The sequence below is a fragment of the Rheinheimera sp. UJ51 genome, from assembly GCF_020819615.1.
Lineage (GTDB): Bacteria > Pseudomonadota > Gammaproteobacteria > Enterobacterales > Alteromonadaceae > Alishewanella > Alishewanella maricola.
This window is the reverse complement of record NZ_JAJHOG010000002.1, coordinates 1-21,172: the sequence shown is the minus strand read 5'-3', so window position 1 is coordinate 21,172 and position 21,172 is coordinate 1. Positions and strand designations below refer to the sequence as shown.

Sequence of the window (21,172 nt, the reverse complement as noted above, 5' to 3'; positions counted from 1 at the left end):
AATCAAGATCTCACCGTTAGATAACTTGGCACTGTGCTGCGAATTTACTATTCACCGCGTTATCTAATTGTAGGTAGTATGCTTCTGCTTTAGCAGCTGAAGTGGCATGACTCAGATCTAAATCTGCACGAACATCTTCAATAACCGCCTGATGAACACTTGCTTCACAGCCCATCAGATTTAACATTGCCGTTAAATGTTCGCCTTCACCAATAACAGTTTCTTCTTCAATGTTAGTGATGGTGCTGTTGATAAACTCCGCGGCAGCCACTTTAATACCTTCACATGAGCCTTGCGAGCTAATGTTAGATGACACAGCCGTGGTACCTAAGTCCCAAATAATATTTGATAAGGCAGCAGCAGTACCATTATCATCAAAAATCATCGCGCCAATACCACATTGCTTCCATGGGTTTACTTTTGCTTGCGCATTTACTGTAGGAGCAGTCACCAGTGATAAGGTTAAAACTGAGGCTGCTAAAAGTGCTAATTTCATGTTCCATCTCCATTTTGTTGTGTTGCGATATTCCCGCGTGAAGAAATTAAATGAAGCGAACACATTTAGTCAACAATAATTTACAAGCCTGTGCGTTTTTTCGTTGTTAGTTAATAATAGTTAGGACAACAATAACTGCAGTTCCATCTCCGTTAACAAACGATACTCTCCCTCTGCCAAATCATCCGGTAAAGCTAAACCACCAATTTGCTCGCGATGTAACTGCTCAACTTTATTGCCAAGCGCGGCGAACATGCGTTTTACTTGATGATAACGCCCCTCATGAATGGTCAGCAGGGCTTCGCATTCAGCAACAATCACCAACTCTGCGGGTTTAGTGGCGTCTTTTTCGTTGCGCAGCATGATACCTTCGGCAAATTGCGCGATGGCCTCTGTAGGGATAGGATCGGCAGTCCAAACACGGTAGGTTTTCGGCACATGATGCTTTGGCGCCGTTAATCGATGTGACCACTGCCCGTCGTCGGTTAACAGTAAGAGGCCGGTAGTATCCAGATCCAGCCGCCCTACACTGTGCAAGCGCTCAACAAGTGGCTCGTCGAGTAAGGTAAACACGGTAGGATGTTCTGGATCGTCATTAGCGCAGATGTAACCGGCAGGCTTATGCAACATAAAGTAGCGTAAACCAATCAGCTGCAGCGGTTGATCATCCAAGGTTACGCTGTCAGCCGCTAACACTTGGCGCGCGGCTTGTTTCACCACTTCGCCATTGACCGTCACAAGGCCTTGACGAATATTTTTACCGGCTTGCGAACGAGTTAAACCAGTACAATCACATATAAATTTATCTAAACGCATAAGTCACCTTTATTAGCTGCGCTTAGTGTAACCAAATTTTTGCGGTTAGTCGTTAAGTGCTGACACCATAAAGTGCGGATTCAGTAGGTTTTCACGATGATAAACCTGCGCATCAATGCCGCTAAAACTCACTTTTGCCCCGGCCTCTAGTGCAATAATATGGCCAGCGCCGGTATCCCATTGCATGGTTGGGCCAAAACGAGGATAGACATCGGCACTGCCCTCAGCCACTAAGCAGAACTTAAGTGAGCTGCCCACCGTGACCATTTCATGCTGCGGAAACTGCGCGAGGTAACCGGCTAAATCGGGGCTTGGATGACTGCGACTGCCGACCACACGAATGACTTCACCCGGTTTACTCACCTGAATAGGCAGGCTACCACTGGTGTTTTTTACAAAACTGCCGATGCCTTTTGCCGCAGAATACGTTCTTTCCAGCACAGGCGCATGGATCACGCCAAGCACCGGCTCACCCTGTTCAATCAGCGCAATGTTTACGGTAAATTCACCATTACGTTTGATGAACTCTTTAGTGCCATCCAAGGGGTCAACCAGCCAATAACGCTGCCACTGCTGGCGAATCTCCCAGCTAATATCGGCGGCTTCTTCAGACAAAATGGGAATGTCAGGGGTCAGTGCGGTTAACGCTTGTACAATCAACTGATGCGCTGCCAAATCGGCAGCGGTTAGTGGTGAAGTATCGGCTTTATCGGTGATATTAAAATCACTGCTGTCTTTTTGATATACCGTTAAAATGGCCGCACCGGCTTGTTCGGCGATCTGAATAATGTTCTGTAAAAGTTGCATGGTGAATTCCAGATTAAATTAGGCTGTCATGCCATGAATAAGCTCATTTAGCCGATGAGGCCACGTCAACTCACGTTAAATAATGTGCCGGCGTTGTAAAAGCGCCAGCAATTGCTCAACACTTTGCTCAATAGTAAGCTCAGCGGTATTAAGCACTAAATCAGCGGCGATAGGCGGCTCATACGGATCAGAGATGCCCGTAAAGTGGCTAATTTCTCCGGCACGGGCTTTTTTGTATAAGCCTTTGACATCGCGCTGCTCACAAACAGCCAAAGGCGTGGCGATATGCACTTCAATAAATTTACCTGTGGGCACTAAGCTTTTCACTAATTCACGTTGACTGCGATAAGGCGAGATAAAAGCACTTAATACCAATAAACCAGCATCGACCATTAAGCCCGCCACCGCACCGACGCGGCGTAAATTCTCGGTACGATCGGCGGCGCTAAAGCCTAAGTCAGCACACAAACCATGCCGTACATTATCACCATCAAGCAAATAAGTATGGGTACCTCGCGCCAGCAACGCTTGCTCTAAGGCATTGGCCACCGTCGATTTACCTGAACCACTGAGCCCCGTAAACCAGACTACCGCACTTTGATGACCATTAAGTTCAGCTCGGGTTGTGGCATCCACTTGATAGTCTTGCCATTTAATATGCGCATTATTCGCCATTATTCACTCTCTGTTAGTACGCTTAGGCAGAGTATACCCTGCGCTGGCGGTTACTGCAGTTGGGTTAGCGGCTGTGCAAACACTGCGGCACTGGGCCGCTGCCCAAACCAATGTAACTGCGATTGTAACGCAACCACTTCACCAATAATCACTAACGCCGGCGATACTACCTGATGTTGTTGCACCAAGCTGCCCAGTTCAGCCAGGGTACCGGTGATCACACGCTGCTCGCGCCGAGTACCGTTTTCAACAATGGCTAAAGGCGTGTTGACATGGCGCCCTGCCGCGATTAACTGGGCTTGAATATCTGCCGCTTTTAAAATACCCATATAAATCACTAAGGTTTGCTGCGAGCGACTCATACTATGCCAGTCGGGCTGATCACCGTCTTTACGGCAATGGCCAGTAACAAACTGTACGCTTTGTGCATGCTCACGATGGGTTAATGGGATCCCCGCATAAGCGGCACAACCTGCGGCAGCCGTCACGCCGGGGACCACTTGAAACGGAATATGGTGCGGCAGTAACGCTTCTATTTCTTCGCCGCCACGACCAAAAATAAAAGGGTCGCCGCCTTTTAACCGACACACTTTTTTGCCGGCTAAGGCTAACTCAATCAGTAAAGCATTGGTTTCTTGCTGTGCGACCGAATGCGCCCCCGCTTTTTTACCCACACACAGCCGTTCGGCGTCACGCCGTACCAGTTCTAAAATTTCTGGCGAAACCAGATAGTCATACACAACAACATCAGCTTGTTGCATTAGTTGTAGCGCTTTTAAGGTTAATAACTCTGGATCGCCTGGGCCGGCGCCGACAATCCACACTTCGCCTTGCCGCGCAGGCACCTGAGCTTGCAGCATCGCATCTAAACGCTGCTCTGCTTGCGCGGGTAAGTTTTGCTCAAGATCCCGCACCACATCAGAATCAAACACTTTTTCCCAAAACTGCCGACGCGCAGCAAAACCTTGAAATTTAGCTTTAACTTTATCGCGAAACCGCCCCACTAACTGTGCTAGAGGCCCTAAATGCTGAGGCAATAAGGTTTCGAGTTTTTCACGTAAACGGCGCGCTAACACCGGCGCAGTACCAAAACTGGAGATCGCAATAATGATTGGGCTACGGTCTATAATCGAAGGGAAAATAAAACTGCATTTAGGCTGATCATCTACCGTGTTGGCCAGCATATTGCGGGCGGTGGCGGCGGCAAAGACAGCAGCATTGACGCTATCGTTATCCGTGGCGGCGATGACTAATAATTTACCGTCCAGTAGCTCTGGAGAAAAATAGCCGGTAATCAGCTCTGCCTTACCTTGCTGCTGCCACTCGATAAATTCTGCGGCAAACTCGGGAGAAATCACCGTCAGCTTGGCACCCGCTGTAAGCAGCGTGCCAGCTTTGCGTAAGGCAACCGAGCCGCCACCGACAATCAGTACCGGTTTATCGGTAAGTTTTACAAACAAAGGCAGATACTGCACAAAGGCTCCTACAGTTAGCGGATACAGGCCATCTTGATGATGAATCATAGCGCTCAGCCTAACTGAACGGAAATAGATATTCGCGCTCTGTTATAACCAAAAGGCATTAAAACGATAGCGGCTTATTAAAATTGCCATACAAAACGGCTGAGCTAAGATCAGCTTACGGCGAAGGTGCAACGCGTGGGGGTGTTGTCGTTTTTAACAACATGACAGCAAAAAAAAGCGGCAACCGAAGTTGCCGCAAGCAGGGATGAGAATAGCAATAACAAAACTCAGTGGAACCAGAACCTACTGGCGAATTAAATAATCAAAGGCGCCTAAAGCAGCTGTTGCGCCAGATCCTAAAGCAATAATGATTTGCTTAAACGGCGCTGTGGTGGCATCACCGGCGGCAAACACACCTGGGATAGAAGTTTGACCGCGTTCATCGATAATAATTTCACCGCGTGGTGATAATTCCACTGCACCACGTAACCATTCCGTGTTAGGCACTAAACCGATTTGCACGAAAATACCGGCTAACTCAACATGTTTCGCTTCGCCACTTGGACGATCGATGTAACTTAAGCCATTGACTCGATTGCCATCACCGGTCACTTCTGTCGTTTGCGCTTCCGTAATTATGGTGATGTTTCCCATAGAATGGGCTTTTTTCACTAACACCGCATCAGCGCGAAGCTCCGCAGCAAATTCCAGTACAGTCACATGTTCAACAATACCGGCTAAGTCGATGGCCGCTTCAATACCCGAGTTACCACCACCAATCACGGCAACCTTTTTACCCTTAAATAGCGGGCCGTCGCAGTGTGGGCAGTACGCTACGCCTTTACCACGATATTCTTGCTCGCCAGGCACATTCATTTCTCTCCAGCGGGCACCGGGGCTTAGGATAATCGTCTTACTTTTCAGTACCGCGCCGTTCGCCAGTTCTAGCTCAACTTTATCGGTTTTGCGTAACTTCACCGCGCGTTGGTTGTTCATAATATCAACGTCATACTCACGCACGTGTGCTTCTAAACCGGCCACCAGTTTTGGGCCCTCGGTATATTTCACCGAGATAAAGTTTTCGATACCCACGGTATCCGCCACCTGACCACCAAAACGCTCTGCGACAATACCGGTATTTAAACCCTTACGGGCAGTATAAATAGACGCTGCGGCACCGGCTGGGCCACCACCGACCACGAGCACGTCAAAGTCTGGTTTATTCTTCAACGCTTCAGCTTGACGCTTTTCAGCATTTACATCGATTTTCTGTAAGATTTTCTCTAGGGTAATCGCCCCTTGTGAAAATAATTCGCCATTTAAAAATACCGACGGTACAGCCATGACATTCTTAGCCGATACTTCGTCTTGGAACATGGCACCATCAATCATCACGTTAGTGATATTCGGGTTAATGGCCGACATAATATTTAAGGCCTGCACAACTTCTGGACAGGTTTGGCAGCTTAAGGAGATATAAGTCTCAAACTTAAACTCGCCTGGAATATTTTTGATTTGTTCAATCAGATCGGCTTCCACTTTGATGGGGTGGCCGCCCGAGTGTAATAAAGCCAATACTAATGAGGTAAACTCATGTCCTAGCGGCACACCAGCAAAAGTAATTTGCGTATTTTTCGCAGCAGAGCGAACCAGCATCGACGGTTTGCGGTCAGCTGCGCTGTCATCACGCGACACACTGACTAAATCTGATAATTCAGCAATTTCCGTTGCCAGTTCATTTACCTCAGCTGCCTTGGCGCTATCATCCAAAGATACCACCAGCTCTACCTGAGTTTTCAGGTTCTGCAGATAAGTTTGTAATTGTTGCTTCAGGTTAGTATCTAACATAACTAATAAATCCTTAAAAAATATGGAGATTGCGGCGCAGCAGGGCAAGGGAGGACGAGGCCAGCGAAGCCGCTGGCCTGACACCAAACTTGAGTTTGGCAGTGTGAGGCTAGATTACAGCCTCACGGGGAGTACTGTATCTAGCGTGTCACACTGCAGTTGCCTGCAGTTTGCATCAAATTTAGATCTTACCAACTAGGTCTAAAGAAGGCGCTAAGGTCTTTTCACCTGGCGTCCACTTAGCTGGGCACACTTCACCGTCATGATCTGCAACGTATTGTGCAGCTTGCACTTTACGGAACAATTCAGCAGCGCTACGGCCGATGCCTAAGTCGTGGATTTCACATACTTTGATCACGCCTTCAGGGTTGATCACGAAAGTACCACGTAACGCTAAACCATCTTCTTCAATCATTACGCCGAAGTTGCGTGTGATGGCACCTGTTGGGTCACCGATCATAGGGTATTGAATTTTCTTGATGGTTTCTGACGCGTCATGCCATGCTTTGTGCGTGAAGTGCGTGTCAGTAGATACTGAGTAAACTTCTACGCCCATTTCTTGGAACTTAGCGTAGAAATCAGCCAAGTCGCCTAATTCAGTTGGGCAAACAAAAGTGAAGTCAGCTGGGTAGAAGCAAACAACAGACCATTTGCCCAGTAAGTCTTGCTCAGTTACTGGTACGAATTTACCTTGATGAAAGGCAGTCGCTTTGAAAGGTTTGATTTTAGTGTTAATTAATGAAGACATTGTCTTGCTCCTTTGGGTTAATAAAAACAGTTTCTTGTTTCAACGCCAACTAGTCTATCTAACTCGACCAGACTTTTAAAACGAATAAAACAAATCATCCTAATCACTTTAATCGATGAAGATGGTTTACTTCATCCGTTATATATGTTGCACTGCGGCTATCAGGTCAAAAATAATGGCAACCTCAATAGTGCTAAGGTAATTAGGGCGGCTGAACGGAATTTCAATAGCCTATTTTTATCGATACTTGGCGCACCGTCACAAAGCGGCATGGTTTGCACTGCTGAGTGATATTGGTACTTAATTAACGAGAGCTTGGCGAAGGTTTCACCAAAAACTGTTTTTCGAGGGCGCCATATTCACCATTCGCCTTAAGCTGATCAAGCGCTGCTTGCAAACGCTCAACCGTGGCGATGGGCATTTGTGGGTGTAAGGCGAGATAATTATTGCCAATAGTAGATAAATCGATTATCGCAGTTACCGCTGATAGGGTTTGTTGATGTTGCTCTAACCAGACCGGTAAAATCAAATCAGAAGCGATCAGTAAGTCGACTTTGCCATGTAAAAATGGCAATACCGCATCAGCTTTACTGTTAAATTGAATTAAATTGACGCCAACTTCAAAACCTTGGTTTTGCAAATATATTTCGTAAACATCGCCACGGGCAACCGCAACAACATATTTTTTGGCTTCCTCAAGATCCTGAGGTGGTGCATCCCGGCGTGAAGCAAGCCAATACATATTGGCGGAGGCATGCACTATAGGCCCAACCCACTGAAATTGTTTTTCACGCAAGGCGTTACGAGCGGTGGAAAATAAGCCGCTATTCGGCGTGCGCTGTGCTGTTTCCAGTGCCCGCAGCCACGGCATCAATTGAAAGTCACACTTTAGTAACGCCACTTCACAAGTGCGCCGCACAATTTCCGCATTTAAGCCAGTAACATGCTGATCTTGTTCATAGCTATAAGGTGGGAAATGCTCGGTATACATCACCAGCGGCTCCGCCTGACTTTGCTGAAACAGCAAGCCTAAACACAAGATGACAAACCATTTCATGGCAATACGATTATGTTGGTAAAAAGTATATCGTTACTATGGCTGAAATTTCAGCGAAGTGAAAGTGCAACGCTAAAAAACCTAAATACCATCACCATCCATATGCAAACCGCACTCACGGCCAAGGCCGTTAAAGCGGGTGTCTTCTTCACGCATACCGGGCTCAAATTTAACGGTGGAATGCGTATCGCCGACAGAGAGATAACCTTTTTCCCACAACGGGTGATATGGCAAGTTGTGCGCTTTTAAATAATAAAACACGTCTTTATTTGACCAGTCGATAATCGGTTGTACCTTTACCACGCCACGGCTAATTTCAACAATGGCTTTATCGGCACGCGTACTGCTTTGACTGCGGCGCAAGCCGGTAAACCAACAGCCTACTTCGAGTTGTTGCAGCGCACGCTGCATCGGTTCCACCTTATTTAACTGATTGTAGTGTTTTAACCCCTCCGCTGTTTGCCATAACTGACCGAAGCGGGCTTCTTGCCAGGCGGGGCTTAATGTGGCGCGATACACTTTTAAATTCAGTTGTAGCCGCTCTGTCAGCTGATCAATAAATTGGTAGGTTTCAGGAAATAAATAACCGGTATCGGTTAACACTACCGGAATATCCTGCTGCTGGCTGCTGACTAAATGCAGCATCACCGCCGCCTGGATCCCAAAACTGGAACTGAGCATCGGTTGTTTTGGTAAATGCGCAAGCGCCCAGGCTACCCGCTCTGCCGCGCTAAGTGGCTGAAGATGGGCATTGATCTCGCTTAACCATTGCTGCTGTGCCATTGGCGTTTGCTGCAAAATATGTTCAGATGATTTTACTAACGCATTCATTGTTAAGTTACCACCTGCTTACGCATGAAAATCGGTTTTCGACACTTTCACTTCGGCAACAACGCCAACGCGTATCACAAAGTCACCAAAACATTCTCCGCTTTGCCGCTCTTGACTCCATTGACCAATCAGCTGATCCAGCGTATCGAGGATCTCGGCTTCGGCGACGTTATCCAATAACAATTTTGGAATACGCGTACCAATGCGGTTTCCCCCCAGATACAAGTTGTATTTACCCGGCGCGCGGCCTACCAGCCCCACTTCGGCCAGCATGGCACGACCACAGCCGTTCGGGCAGCCGGTGACCCGCAAGACAATATGATCATCGCTCAACTGATGCTTAGTGAGTAAGCCCTCAACCTTGGTCACTAATTCAGGTAAGTAGCGCTCGGCTTCTGCCATTGCTAACGGACAGGTTGGAAAAGACACACACGCCATGGAGTTTTTGCGTTGCTCACTGTGGTTATCGTCAATTAAACCGTGCTCACGGGCTAACTGCTCAATTTGCGCTTTTTGACTGGCCGGCACCCCTGCAACAATTAAGTTTTGATTGGCGGTCATCCGAAAGTCGCCCTGATGGATCTGGGCAATTTTGGCTAAGCCGGTTTTTAACGGTTTGTTCGGAAAATCTAAGATCCGGCCATTTTCAATAAACAGCGTTAAGTGATGTTGACCATCTATGCCTTCTACCCACCCAAAACGATCACCGCGCGTGGTAAACTGATAAGGCTTCACCGGCGCAAACCGGACACCTACGCGCTGCTCTACTTCAGCGCGGAAGTTATCTAAGCCAATGCGGTCAATGGTGTACTTGGTTTTGGCTGTTTTGCGGTTCACCCGATCACCATAATCACGCTGCACTGTAACCACATGCTCGGCCACTTTTAAAACGTGCTCAAGGCCAATAAAACCCAGCTCTTCCGCCCGGCGTGGATAGGTTGCCGTGTCACCAAAGGTCATGGCTAAACCACCGCCAACCAGCACGTTAAAACCAATTAATTTGCCCTGCTCGGCAATCGCCACAAAGTTAAGATCATTAGCGTGTAAATCCACGTCGTTATGCGGTGGGATCACCACGGTGGTTTTAAACTTACGCGGTAAATAGTGCTCACCTAACACCGGCTCGGTTTCTGTGGTTTCGACTTTTTCTTCGTCTAACCAAATTTCGGCATAGGCGCGGGTTTTCGGCAGTAAATGCTCACTGATCTGCACCGCCCATTGATAGGCCTGTTGATGTAATTCACTTTCTACCGGATTAGAGGTACACAGCACGTTACGGTTAACATCGCCGGCCGTGGCAATGGAATCGATACCGATACTGCTTAAAAATTGGTGCATCGGTTTCACGTGCGGCTTTAATACACCGTGAAATTGAAAGGTTTGCCGAGTGGTTAAACGAATACTGCCGTACAGCGTTTTATCCGTTGCAAACTTGTCGATGGCCAGCCACTGCGTTGGCGTAATAATGCCACCTGGCATGCGCGCACGCAGCATCACATTGTGCAGCGGTTCTAATTTTTGTGCCGCGCGTTCAGCGCGGATATCGCGGTCATCCTGCTGATACATGCCATGAAAGCGGATCAGCATAAAATTATCACCGCTAAAACCGCCGGTGATTTCATCTTTTAAGTCAGTGGTAATGGTGCCGCGTAAATGCTCACTTTCGGCTTTTAAGCGTTCGTTGTCAGACAGCTTACCCTGGGCGACAAATTCTGGCTTGATTGGATATTGGCTCATTAATACACATCCTTCTGATAACGCTTGGCGACCCGTAATTGGTCTAAATAGTGTTGGGCCGCTTTTTCATCTTTGCCGCCCTGTTGCTGAATGATGCTCAGCAAAGCTTGGTGTACGTCTTTCGCCATGCGATTACCATCACCACAAATATACAGATGCGCCCCTTGCTCTAACCATTGCCACACTGTCGCAGCTTGCTGCATTAACTTATGTTGTACATAAATTTTTTCAGCCGTATCGCGGCTAAAGGCCACGTCTAACTTGTTCAGCAAACCTTGTTTCAAATAGTTTTGTAGCTCAACCTGATAGAGAAAATCTTGGGTAAAATGCGGGTTACCGAAGAACAACCAGTTTTTACCACTGGCGCCACGAGCATCACGTTCTTGTAAAAAGGCACGGAACGGCGCAATACCGGTGCCAGGGCCAATCATGATAATGGGTGTGTCATCGTTTTCCGGTAAGCGGAAGTTGTTGTTTTGCTCTACAAACACCTTGATCGACTCGCCTTCGGCTAAGCGCTCTGCCAAGAAACCCGACGCGCCGCCTAAATGCGGGAAGCCATGTGCATCATAACGCACCACCCCCACCGTTAAGTGAACTTCGTCTTCCACTTCAGCTTGAGACGAGGCAATCGAATACAAACGAGGCTGCTGCTTACGTAACGCATCCACCAATTGCTGGGCATTTAATAAACCTGGGTAATCACGCACGATGTCGATAATTTGCCGATCGGCTAAATACTGTCGCAACGCCACTTTGTCAGCCGCCAAGGTTTGTAATTCGGCATGGCCGATAGCCGTGGCATAACGGCTCACAAACCCCGGATACGATTGCGTTAGCTCTAGGTGCTCAATCAAGGCCTCGGCTATCGGTAGCTGCAGCTCGGCAAACTGCACCGGCGTATTACTGGCAATGCCGGTGAGCAATAACAACTCGCGCACTAACAACGGATCGTTACGGAAATAGACCCCTAAGGCATCACCGGGTTGATAAGTTAAACCTGAACCGGCTAAAGAAATTTCGATGTGCCGCACATCTTTAGTTGAGTCTCGACCCGTGATTTTTTGGTTGGTATACAATTCCGCACTAAAGGGTTGCTGCTTGTTATAGCTACTGACTGCCGCTGGCGCAGCTACACTCGTCAAATCCACCGCTAACGCACTGCTTACCTGAGCCAATTCGGGCTCCAGTGCTTTTAACAGCTGCTGTTGCCATTGCGCGGCTTGCTCAGCGTAGTCGACATCTAAATCAGCACGGGCAATCAGCGCTTTTGCGCCTAAAGCCGCGAAACGCTCATCAAAGTCTTGCGCCGTTTTACAGAAGAATTCATAGCTGGTATCGCCTAAGCCTAATACGGCATAGCGCAATTCAGGCAGCGCAGGCGCTTTCTTACTAAAGAGAAAATTATAAAAACTGATGGCATTTTCGGGCGGTTCGCCCTCACCATAAGTTGAGGTGACCACCACCAACAAGCGTTCATTTTTCAAGCTGGTATTTTTATACTCGGCCAAGTCTTGTACTTTTACCGCGAACCCCTTGGCCGTTGCTGCGGCTGCAATATCCTCCGCAACATGTTTGGCATTACCCGTTTGCGAGCCAAACAATACCGTTAAGCTTGGCGCGGCAGCACTGGTGGCGGCGCTGGGTGCGGCTAACGTCTGCCCCGCTAACTGGGCACTGGCCGCTAAATAACCACTCACCCACGCTTGTTGGATCGGATTCAATTTCACCAGCAAAGCTTGCAACTCAATAATTTGCTGCTCAGACAACGGGCTAGCTTGGGCAACAAGAGACGATAAAAGCATAAAATATCCTGCAAAAAATCTAGATGATTATTTTAGCCAGCTAAAGTCACTCAGGTAAAAGAATGGATCTCTCTTCTTTATGCCAATTAGTAATTAAAAACCACTCATGCTGACCAAAACCCCTTGAAAACAATGTGGTCTAATTCGCCAAAAAATAGTATTTCATGCCAACACTAAGCAGTCACAACTGCCACATTAAAAATTAAAGCTATTAAATTCAATAATGTGCAGTTGGCATTGGCTTTGCAAACTACTCAGCGTGATTGAAATACAACCAAGGACTGATCATGAAAACCTTATTACTTATTTGCTGTGTCTTTTTTGTTGGGCAACTCAGTGCAGCAGAAAATTGTCATTTAACGTTAAAGCATGATTTACGCATTACAGCGCAAGATGTCAGCCTGCAAGCTGAAGAGCAGCCGCTGTGGCGTATTTCAAACTCAGGCCAATTGTGGCTTGCCGAGCAATTACACCCAACCGATGCCAGTACTGCGGCGCTATTACAGCAATATCAGCAAAGTGTTCGCCAGCAAGCTTTCAGTACGCTGAATTTAGTTAACAACGCTTTGCAGTTAGCCACCAGCGCCTTAGAGCAAACGTTTGCAGGGTTGACTGGCCAATCAGACATGGAACAAAGCGCACTGCAACCGGCTTTTGCGCATCTTCGCCAAAGCTTAGACTTAGTGGTAAGACAACAAGGCGATACCTTGCTATTGAATGGCAGCAAACTAGAGCAACTGGACCAAGCCTTTGGGCCAGAGTTTGATGCGGCCATGGAAGATATGGTGCAGCAACTGATGGGCAATATGTTAATGCATGTTGGCAAGAGCATGTTAAGTGGTAGTGGCTCATTTGAAGATCGCATGAATGCTTTTGGCGAGCGTATGGAAACCATGGGTGAGCAACTCGAGCAAAACATGCAAGACAAAGCCCTAGCGCTAGAAGAGCAAGCCGCAACCTTGTGTGCTGAGCTTGAACAGTTACAGCAATTAGAGCGCCAATTACAGCAACAGTTACCGGCAATGCAGCCCTTTACGCTGGTGACATTGCATAACGAAAAAGCAGAATAACCCCCATCCTAACCGCGAGCTTGGCGTACGCAACTTTGTTGCCGTACGCCCTTTTTGCCATCCCGCACAATAGCCTGCATAATTCAGCTTTAATAAGCAGCAATGCCTGCTGCACTATTTGTTTGGAGTGATTATGAGCATACAACGTATTGATCCTGCTAGTCGTTATTCTGAAGCAGTCATTGTGAATGGTTTAGTGTTTTGTGCTGGCATGGTGCCAGACACCGACAGTAATGATATTACGCTGCAAACCCAAAACGTGTTAAGCCAAGTTGATGCCTTGTTAGCGCGCTGTCAAAGCAGCAAGGATAAACTGGTTGATACCACTATCTATTTAACTGACTTTGCGGATTATGCGGCAATGAATGCGGTATGGGAGCAATGGCTCAGCCCAGGCTGTGCGCCAGCACGGGCAACGGTAGCGGCAAAATTAGCGGATCCGCATTGGAAAATAGAAATTAAAATCACCGCTGCACAATAATCTGAAGTTAACCGCTGAGCAGCAGGCTTGTTGCACTCAGCAAGACTGCGCTGCTGTAATGTATTAAGGAAAGATTGACACATGGCTGTAAAGACGTTGCTACACAAAAAACGACTGTGGTTGCCCGCTATTTTCATCTTGTTCGGCTGGGCATTGTATCAATGGGCTTGGCCCTTTTGGCTTAATCAACTCACAGAACGCGAAGCCGAACGGATCCGTGTTATCACACCAACCTTTGTCGCTGAACCCACTTTAAACCGTTTAAATCCCGATCGTTTACTGGCCGATGTAAGCTGGTTAGCCGCTGCTGAACGTCAGGGTCGAGCACCGGGCACACCGGGTGGTATTGCTGCCCGTTTATGGATTGCCGAGCAATTTGCCGAAATCGGTTTAACCGCCGCCGGAACCGACGGTTATTTGCACCCTTACAGCGTGGCAGAACATTTTTCTTGGCGTCGTTGGCTGCGTGGTGCGTCTTCCACTATCCCCGGCGTAGATAATGCGGCAAATGTTATCGGTTTATTACCCGGCACCGAAGCTAACCTTAAGCCACTGGTGATCACCGCACATTATGATCACTTAGGGATGCACGGCGACGACATTTACTTTGGCGCCGATGACAATGCCTCGGGTGTGGCCGCCATGCTTGAGCTGGCACGCTATTTAACGGCTCATCCTTTGCGTCATCCGGTATTGTTTATTGCTTTAGACAGTGAAGAAAAAGGTTTACAAGGTGCGGTGGCGCTATTTCGTACCGGCTTGTTACAACCTGCCGATCTGGCCTTTAACATTAATATTGATATGTTAAGCCGTGATACCCACCAATTATTGTATGCCGTTGGCACTTATCATCACCCTTGGCTATTACCGCTAGTTGAACAGTTACAAACTCGCAGCGCAGTGAAATTACTGCCCGCCCATGATCGCCCTTGGTATCTGGCAGGTAACACGGCAGATTGGACCCTTAGCTCTGATCACGGCGTGTTTCATCAGCAACAGGTACCGTTTATGTACTTTGGGGTAGCCGACCATCCCGATTACCACAGCCCGCGCGACACCGCCGACAAAGTAGATTTGGCGTTTTATCATCAAGTCGTTGAAACCGTATTGCATTTTATATTAATACTTGATCAACAATTAGCAGTGCAAATCGAGTAAATACTTGCTAATAATAAAATGTAAATATACAGTTACTATCACGTTTTCGGGCAGCCGCATCAGTACGAAATGGCCGTCAAATAGGAGAAAAAAATGAGTACAGCAATGATTTGGATCATTATTGGTGTGGTACTGATTTTAACAGAGTTATTGGCAACCAGCATTGTCGCGGTATTCCTCGGTTTAGCCGCTATCGTCGTCGGTATTTTATTGCACTTTGGGCTCATTGAATCAGCCAGCATGCAATACAGCGTGTTTGGTCTGGTCAGCCTGCTGTTGCTCTTCACCGCACGAGGCCGCTTTAAAAGCTGGTTTGTCGGCTTTACCGCTGATAGCGAGACGCAACCCAGCTCGCTGAGCCAAGATATCGGCGATCGCGTTACGGTTTTATTGGATTTTCAACAAGGCCAAGGTCGTGTGGTGTTAAATGGCGTGCAATGGGATGCGCATTCTAACGACACATTAAAAGCCGGGGATGTGGCTTGGGTAATTGCCAATAAAGGCATCCACCTCGAAGTCGCGGCCAATAAGCCACAGTCGTCTTAACTTTACAGCACGTATTAATCGTAGGAGAGTGTTATGGAACAACTAGATATTCAAACGGTATTAACCCTAGGCTTTGCGATTGCGGTAGTGATCACCATACTGAAGTCTGCCAGAGTCGTGCCGCAACGAAGCAATGTGGTGATTGAGCGCTTAGGGAAATATTCACGCACCTTAGACTCGGGCTTTCATATTTTGATCCCCTTTATCGATAAAGTTGCCTACACCCACACGTTAAAAGAAGAAGTGATCGATGTGCCTCGTCAAACCTGCGTGACCAAAGATAACATTCAGGTCGGCATCGACGGTATTTTATATATACAGGTTATCGACCCGCATAAAGCCAGTTATGGTATTAACGATTATCGCTATGCTGCGTCACAATTAGCGCAAACCACCATGCGTTCTGTGATCGGCCAAACCGATTTAGACAAAACCTTTGAAGAGCGAGCCAAAATTAACGAAGAAGTGGTACGCGCCCTGGATGATGCCGCAGCGCCTTGGGGTGTTAAAGTGTTGCGTTATGAAATAGCCGATATTGAATTGCCAGTCAGTATCAAAGACGCGCTAGAGCAACAAATGCGCGCCGAGCGTGAACGCCGTGCTGCGATTGCCAAGTCTGAAGGTGAACGCCAAGCGATGATTAACGTGTCTGAAGGTCAAAAGCAGGAAGTGATCAACCTGTCGGAAGCCGATAAAACTCGACAAATCAACGAGGCCGAAGGTCGAGCAAAAGAAATTGAATTAATCGCTATTGCCACCGCTGAGGGTATTCGACAAATTGCTGAGGCCATCAATCAACCGGGTGGTCAAAACGCGGTAAATTTACGCGTGGCCGAGCAGTATGTGAAAGAGTTCGGCAACCTGGCTAAAACCAACAACAGCATGATCGTGCCGGTTGAACTGGCGAACATTGGTGGTGCAGTGGCGGGTTTAACTGAAATTTTAAAAACCGTCCAAAAATAACCATGGCGGGCAGTAAACTGCCCGCTCATCATTTATTCTTGATCAGAGCTGGGTAAGGCGTTTTTACTGAAATCTTGGGTTTTCTCAGCTAATAACGCGGCCAGTTGCTGTTCCATCGCTTCCACTTTTTCGCGAGTTCGCAACAGCACTTGGCGCTGCACATCAAATTCTTCGCGGCTAACAAAGTCTAACTCTGACAGCTTTGCCTGCAGCACTTGCTTTACTTTGCCTTCTAATTCATCGGCAAACTGTTTTAATTGTGGCGGGATAATACTGCCAATTTGCCGTGCAATATCTTCCACTTTTTTCGGATCTAACATCAGGTTCTCCGTTACGCTAGGCAGCCAGGGTTCAGGCTGCACTGTGATAGTATCTAACCATTCTACGGTCTTCTGACCAGAACGCGAATGAAATTTACCGCAAAAATTGGTTACAATGCAGCTCCTCAGATCAGGCAAACACTATGAAGTTAAATCCACAGCAAGACGCAGCAGTAAAATTTATCTCCGGGCCCTGCCTAGTATTAGCCGGTGCGGGTAGCGGTAAAACACGCGTTATTATTAATAAAATAGCCTATCTGATCCAGCAGTGCGAATTACCCGCTCGTCATATTGCCGCCGTGACCTTCACCAATAAAGCGGCACGAGAAATGCGCGAGCGAATTAACACCCAATTGCCAAAAAGCGCGACCCGTGGCCTTACTATTTCCACCTTTCACACCCTTGGCTTAGATATTATTAAAAAAGAATATCGGCAGCTGGGTTACAAAGCTAATTTTAGCCTGTTTGATGATCAAGACAGCTTTGCGCTACTCAAAGAGCTAACCGCCAACGAATACAATGGCGATAAAGAGCAGATTAAAGCGCTGCAAAGCAAAATTTCTAACTGGAAAAACGACTTAACCTTACCTGCGTTGGCTGTGCAACAAGCGCAAGATGCCGCTAGCATCAGTTTAGCCAATTATTATCAGCAATACAGCACCATGCTTAAGGCCTGTAATGCCTGTGATTTCGATGATTTAATTATGCTGCCAACCTTGCTGTTTCAACACGATGTAGCAACACGTGAGCGCTGGCAACAGAAAATTCGCTATCTGTTAGTGGATGAATATCAAGATACCAACACCAGCCAATATGAGTTAGTCCGCTGGTTAGTAGGCGAACGTCGCCGCTTTACCGTGGTCGGTGATGATGACCAGTCTATTTATTCTTGGCGCGGTGCGCGGCCGCAAAACTTGGTGTTATTGAAAAAAGACTTTCCTGAATTAAACGTGATCAAACTTGAGCAAAACTACCGCTCAGCAGAACGCATTTTAAAAGCGGCCAATATCTTAATTGCCAATAACCCGCACGAGTTTGAGAAAAAACTGTTTAGCGTGAATGGCTATGGTGTGCCGCTGAAAGTCTTACCTTGTAAGCATGAAGAAGACGAAGCCGAAAAAGTGATTGCCGAAATTATCTCGCATCGCTTTACCAACCGGAGTCATTATCGCGATTATGCATTGTTATATCGTGGCAATCATCAAGCACGGGTATTTGAAAAAGCGCTAATGACCAACCGCATTCCCTATCGCATTTCTGGCGGCACGTCTTTTTTCTCACGCAGTGAAATTAAAGATGTGATGGCCTACCTGCGCTTGCTGGTGAATCAAGATGATGACAATGCCTTGCTGCGGATCATCAATGTGCCGCGTCGCGAAATAGGCCATGCCACCTTGGAGAAAATTGGTAACCTGGCCAATCAAGAACACATCAGTTTATTTGCAGCGTGCTGCCATCCGGGGCTAAGCCATACTTTACCGGCACGCAGTTTTCAGGCCGTAAAACAATTTGCCGATTGGGTTAATCAATTAGCCGATAATGCCGTGCGAGCAGAGCCTGCCGAAGCCATTCGTGATTTGATCCGGCAAAGTCACTATGAAGCCTGGTTGTTTGAAAGCAGTAACAGCCCTAAAGCAGCTGAAATGGCCCTGAAAAACGTCAATGAACTGTACCGCTGGATTGTCGAAATGCTCAACGGCAAAGATGATGAACCGCCGATGCCCTTGAGCGAAGTCGTTAGCAAATTATGTTTACGCGATATGCTAGAACGGCAAGAACAAGAAGATAACGCCGATCAGGTGCAATTGCTGACGTTGCACGCTTCGAAAGGCTTAGAGTTCCCTTATGTCTTTATGGTGGGCATGGAAGAAGGCATTTTGCCGCATCAAAGCTGTATTGATGAAGATAATGTCGAAGAAGAACGCCGTTTAGCCTATGTGGGTATCACTCGGGCACAGCGCGAACTCATTTTTACTTATGCACGAGAGCGTCGGCAATATGGAGAAGTGATTCGGCCAGAGCCCAGCCGCTTTTTAACCGAGTTACCACAAGACGATTTGGAATGGCAACAGCCTAATCAACCCAAAACTGCAGAGCAGCGCCAGCAAACTGCGGCATCGAATATCGCACGTTTGCGGCAAATGCTGAATAAAGATTAGCCCTATAAACACACGGTTCAATTAGCGCTAATTGGCACCTAGCGCTTTTAACATTTGATCGCGCATACCCGATTCAAACGTCACATAGCGACCACGCCCTAATGCTTTGGCGTGATACATGGCGGCATCAGCGTCGCGTAACATCGCATCGGCATGGTGATAGTCTGAACTGAATGGCGCAATACCAATACTGATGCCCGAATTGACACTGTTATTTTCTAACACAAAGGGCTGACGGAATTTGTCGATAATGCGCTGAGCAATTTCTTCGGCATCTTGCTCAGATTGCAAGTTTAATAACATAATCACGAACTCATCACCGCCGAAGCGGGCGGCTACATCATGCTCGCGGATCGCACTGAGTAAACGTTTGCTACTTTCAATTAAAAACGCGTCGCCAATATGATGGCCTAAGGTATCGTTGATCAATTTGAAACGGTCGAGATCTAAAAACAGCAATGCCATCCCGGTTTGCGGTTGGCGTTTATTTAATAAAAATTGTTGTTTTAATTGCTGCAAAAACATCTGCCGATTGGCCAGCCCAGTTAATACATCATGATTCGCATCATAGAACAATTTTTGCTCCGCTTTTTTACGCTCTTCAACTTGCAGGCGTAAAAATAAGTTGGTTTGACGCAATTCGCGGGTACTTTCAAAGACTTTACGTTCCAGTTCTTCTTGATGTTGTTTTTGTTTCTCAGCAGCAAGCTTACGCTGGATCGCTACCGCGATATGCTGTGAAACGAAACGTAAGATAGTGAGTTCTTGCTCGGTGTAATGATAACCATCAACATAAGACTGAACCGCAACCACCCCAATGACTTTTTGGTCAATCTTCAGCGGAGCACCGAGCCAGCTTTTTGAATGGCGAGCTGCTTTCTCTAGCTCAGTGGTACCACTCATACCTCGGCGGATCTCACCTTGCTCAACCAGTATTGCCGCTTGATCAGGGTTAATGAGCCGCGCTTCAGCACAGCGGATAACATATTCGGTAAAACCTCGGCTTAGTGGCCGGTCAAAGGCCGCAGGGCTAAATTGATCAACATAATACGGAAAGGTTAATTTCGTCGCATCGGCGTTGAGTAAGGCAATGTAACAGTTTTCTGCAGCCATAAAATTACAAAGCACTTTATGGATGGCTTTATAGAACGTTTGCATATCTTGGCTACTGGCCGTTAGCTCAGATATTTTATATAACGCCGCCTGCAGCTTTTCACCGTGGATACGTTCTCTAATTTCTTTTTGTAAAAAGTCGTTGGTTTGTTGTAATTGCAAGGTGCGTTCTTTCACCGTGCTTTCTAATAGTTCACGACTCTTTACTCGATCTAAAGCAATAACAGTGTGAGAACCAATACTGCTAAACAATTTTAAATCTTGCTCGTTATAACGATACTGACTGTCATAAGACTGGATCGCCATCACACCGATAATTTTTTCACCACGACATAAAGGGATACCCATCCAGTGCGCTGAGGGTGAGCCTTGTGCTTCAATCTCGCCGCTTCTCACTAATTCGTCAAATTCTTCTTCATCACACAACAGCGGCCGCTGGTAGCGAGCCACATAACCGGTTAAGCCACGAGAGAAAGCATTGTCTGGAATAGAAGTAATGAGTTGTTGATCTTTTTCATCAGAGAAGTACTGCAGTTGGTAACGCTCAGTGTCGGCATCATAAAGCACAACATAAAAGTTTTCGGCGTGTAACTGCTCAGAGACCATTTTGTGGATCGCCGGATAAAAATCGGCCATATCACTAATATGGCTGGCCAATTCTGACAGCTGCAACAAGGCCCCCTGAATGGTATAGGCTTCTTTTTGCCGAGCAATCAACAGCAACAGCCGTCTGATTTTATTGCCCGCTTGTTTTAATTGGTATTGGAGCGTTCGTTGTTTAGTCAATCTTCCGATCCTGAAGCGAATACAAACTGGTCAGATGTATAATAACAATGGGCTATTATGCACAAAGTTTAAACACATGGAAGAGCTACAGAGCAAATTCGTTTAATTAAATACAAAGGATACTGTTAAAGAAGTTTAGTCCAACCGGCACAAAAAAACCGCGACTGGCGTAATGCCGATCAGTTAAGAACTTTTCAGATCGGTTGACCGATCCAGTGGTTGGTATATAAAGGCCTACAGAATGAACTCTGTAGGCCTTTTTTATGCATATTAGCCAAGCGCTGGAAACCGTT

19 protein-coding genes are annotated in these 21,172 nt (G+C 47.0%); 6 read left to right on the top strand and 13 right to left on the bottom strand.

The window, feature by feature from the left end:
* Positions 1–16: 16 nt before the first annotated feature.
* From LMJ53_RS02240 to LMJ53_RS02190, 11 genes are all read right to left on the bottom strand, one after another.
* Entirely contained in the window at positions 17–496 is a 480-nt protein-coding gene (locus LMJ53_RS02240; protein ID WP_229584602.1) for a DUF3015 family protein, read from the bottom strand.
* Between the two features lie 120 nt (positions 497–616).
* Positions 617–1,312, bottom strand: coding sequence for a 16S rRNA pseudouridine(516) synthase RsuA (gene rsuA / locus LMJ53_RS02235; RefSeq protein WP_229584601.1), 696 nt, complete (start codon positions 1,310–1,312; stop codon positions 617–619).
* Positions 1,313–1,357: 45 nt separating this feature from the next.
* Entirely contained in the window at positions 1,358–2,119 is a 762-nt protein-coding gene (gene cysQ / locus LMJ53_RS02230; protein WP_229584600.1) for a 3'(2'),5'-bisphosphate nucleotidase CysQ, read from the bottom strand.
* Between the two features lie 75 nt (positions 2,120–2,194).
* Positions 2,195–2,797, bottom strand: a complete 603-nt coding sequence (cysC, locus tag LMJ53_RS02225) for an adenylyl-sulfate kinase (RefSeq protein ID WP_420778840.1) — start codon at positions 2,795–2,797, stop codon at positions 2,195–2,197.
* A 47-nt stretch (positions 2,798–2,844) separates the two neighbouring features.
* Positions 2,845–4,269, bottom strand: coding sequence for a siroheme synthase CysG (gene cysG, locus LMJ53_RS02220; RefSeq protein WP_324295582.1), 1,425 nt, complete (start codon positions 4,267–4,269; stop codon positions 2,845–2,847).
* A 291-nt stretch (positions 4,270–4,560) separates the two neighbouring features.
* Entirely contained in the window at positions 4,561–6,105 is a 1,545-nt protein-coding gene (gene ahpF, locus LMJ53_RS02215) for an alkyl hydroperoxide reductase subunit F (RefSeq protein WP_229584597.1), read from the bottom strand.
* Between the two features lie 181 nt (positions 6,106–6,286).
* On the bottom strand, positions 6,287–6,853 hold the full coding sequence (gene ahpC / locus LMJ53_RS02210; RefSeq protein WP_226750538.1) for an alkyl hydroperoxide reductase subunit C: 567 nt from the start codon (positions 6,851–6,853) through the stop codon (positions 6,287–6,289).
* 304 nt (positions 6,854–7,157) lie between these two features.
* Positions 7,158–7,910, bottom strand: a complete 753-nt coding sequence (locus LMJ53_RS02205; protein WP_229584596.1) for a substrate-binding periplasmic protein — start codon at positions 7,908–7,910, stop codon at positions 7,158–7,160.
* An 81-nt stretch (positions 7,911–7,991) separates the two neighbouring features.
* Complete coding sequence (locus tag LMJ53_RS02200; RefSeq protein WP_267867430.1) at positions 7,992–8,741, bottom strand: phosphoadenylyl-sulfate reductase; 750 nt, start codon at positions 8,739–8,741, stop codon at positions 7,992–7,994.
* A gap of 18 nt (positions 8,742–8,759) precedes the next feature.
* Positions 8,760–10,478 carry an assimilatory sulfite reductase (NADPH) hemoprotein subunit gene (gene cysI / locus LMJ53_RS02195; protein ID WP_229584595.1) on the bottom strand — a complete coding sequence of 573 codons (1,719 nt, stop codon included), beginning with the start codon at positions 10,476–10,478 and terminating at the stop codon, positions 8,760–8,762.
* Entirely contained in the window at positions 10,478–12,283 is a 1,806-nt protein-coding gene (locus tag LMJ53_RS02190) for an assimilatory sulfite reductase (NADPH) flavoprotein subunit (protein WP_229584594.1), read from the bottom strand. The genes cysI and LMJ53_RS02190 overlap by 1 nt, the downstream gene beginning before the upstream one ends.
* A 287-nt stretch (positions 12,284–12,570) precedes the next feature.
* On the opposite strand from LMJ53_RS02190, the gene LMJ53_RS02185 reads away from it, so the two are divergent.
* The 5 genes from LMJ53_RS02185 (at position 12,571) to LMJ53_RS02165 (ending at position 16,501) form a co-directional block, all read left to right on the top strand.
* Positions 12,571–13,353, top strand: coding sequence for a DUF2884 family protein (locus LMJ53_RS02185; RefSeq protein WP_229584593.1), 783 nt, complete (start codon positions 12,571–12,573; stop codon positions 13,351–13,353).
* A 133-nt stretch (positions 13,354–13,486) separates the two neighbouring features.
* Positions 13,487–13,834 (top strand): RidA family protein, encoded by a 348-nt coding sequence (locus tag LMJ53_RS02180; RefSeq protein WP_226750543.1) that lies wholly within the window; start codon positions 13,487–13,489, stop codon positions 13,832–13,834.
* A gap of 81 nt (positions 13,835–13,915) precedes the next feature.
* Positions 13,916–14,992 (top strand): M20/M25/M40 family metallo-hydrolase, encoded by a 1,077-nt coding sequence (locus tag LMJ53_RS02175; RefSeq protein WP_229584592.1) that lies wholly within the window; start codon positions 13,916–13,918, stop codon positions 14,990–14,992.
* A 93-nt stretch (positions 14,993–15,085) separates the two neighbouring features.
* Entirely contained in the window at positions 15,086–15,538 is a 453-nt protein-coding gene (locus tag LMJ53_RS02170; RefSeq protein ID WP_229584591.1) for an NfeD family protein, read from the top strand.
* Between the two features lie 33 nt (positions 15,539–15,571).
* Positions 15,572–16,501 carry an SPFH domain-containing protein gene (locus tag LMJ53_RS02165; RefSeq protein ID WP_229584590.1) on the top strand — a complete coding sequence of 310 codons (930 nt, stop codon included), beginning with the start codon at positions 15,572–15,574 and terminating at the stop codon, positions 16,499–16,501.
* A gap of 32 nt (positions 16,502–16,533) precedes the next feature.
* Here the strand turns inward: LMJ53_RS02165 and ubiK are convergent, their stop codons facing one another.
* Positions 16,534–16,821, bottom strand: coding sequence for a ubiquinone biosynthesis accessory factor UbiK (gene ubiK / locus LMJ53_RS02160; RefSeq protein WP_226750547.1), 288 nt, complete (start codon positions 16,819–16,821; stop codon positions 16,534–16,536).
* 143 nt (positions 16,822–16,964) lie between these two features.
* Between ubiK and rep the strand changes: the two genes are divergently transcribed.
* On the top strand, positions 16,965–18,980 hold the full coding sequence (rep, locus tag LMJ53_RS02155; RefSeq protein ID WP_229584589.1) for a DNA helicase Rep: 2,016 nt from the start codon (positions 16,965–16,967) through the stop codon (positions 18,978–18,980).
* A 27-nt stretch (positions 18,981–19,007) separates the two neighbouring features.
* Here the strand turns inward: rep and LMJ53_RS02150 are convergent, their stop codons facing one another.
* Positions 19,008–20,879, bottom strand: a complete 1,872-nt coding sequence (locus LMJ53_RS02150; protein WP_229584588.1) for a sensor domain-containing diguanylate cyclase — start codon at positions 20,877–20,879, stop codon at positions 19,008–19,010.
* Positions 20,880–21,172 lie beyond the last annotated feature (293 nt).

Coding starts and splice junctions, on each gene's coding strand:
- LMJ53_RS02200 (WP_267867430.1), bottom strand. CDS start 8,741: ATGAATGCGTTAGTAAAATCATCTGAACATATTTTGCAGCAAACGCCA.
- ahpC (WP_226750538.1), bottom strand. CDS start 6,853: ATGTCTTCATTAATTAACACTAAAATCAAACCTTTCAAAGCGACTGCC.
- LMJ53_RS02240 (WP_229584602.1), bottom strand. CDS start 496: ATGAAATTAGCACTTTTAGCAGCCTCAGTTTTAACCTTATCACTGGTG.
- rsuA (WP_229584601.1), bottom strand. CDS start 1,312: ATGCGTTTAGATAAATTTATATGTGATTGTACTGGTTTAACTCGTTCG.
- ubiK (WP_226750547.1), bottom strand. CDS start 16,821: ATGTTAGATCCGAAAAAAGTGGAAGATATTGCACGGCAAATTGGCAGT.
- LMJ53_RS02170 (WP_229584591.1), top strand. CDS start 15,086: ATGAGTACAGCAATGATTTGGATCATTATTGGTGTGGTACTGATTTTA.
- cysI (WP_229584595.1), bottom strand. CDS start 10,478: ATGAGCCAATATCCAATCAAGCCAGAATTTGTCGCCCAGGGTAAGCTG.
- ahpF (WP_229584597.1), bottom strand. CDS start 6,105: ATGTTAGATACTAACCTGAAGCAACAATTACAAACTTATCTGCAGAAC.
- LMJ53_RS02190 (WP_229584594.1), bottom strand. CDS start 12,283: ATGCTTTTATCGTCTCTTGTTGCCCAAGCTAGCCCGTTGTCTGAGCAG.
- LMJ53_RS02180 (WP_226750543.1), top strand. CDS start 13,487: ATGAGCATACAACGTATTGATCCTGCTAGTCGTTATTCTGAAGCAGTC.
- cysQ (WP_229584600.1), bottom strand. CDS start 2,119: ATGCAACTTTTACAGAACATTATTCAGATCGCCGAACAAGCCGGTGCG.
- LMJ53_RS02175 (WP_229584592.1), top strand. CDS start 13,916: ATGGCTGTAAAGACGTTGCTACACAAAAAACGACTGTGGTTGCCCGCT.
- LMJ53_RS02185 (WP_229584593.1), top strand. CDS start 12,571: ATGAAAACCTTATTACTTATTTGCTGTGTCTTTTTTGTTGGGCAACTC.
- rep (WP_229584589.1), top strand. CDS start 16,965: ATGAAGTTAAATCCACAGCAAGACGCAGCAGTAAAATTTATCTCCGGG.
- LMJ53_RS02165 (WP_229584590.1), top strand. CDS start 15,572: ATGGAACAACTAGATATTCAAACGGTATTAACCCTAGGCTTTGCGATT.
- LMJ53_RS02205 (WP_229584596.1), bottom strand. CDS start 7,910: ATGAAATGGTTTGTCATCTTGTGTTTAGGCTTGCTGTTTCAGCAAAGT.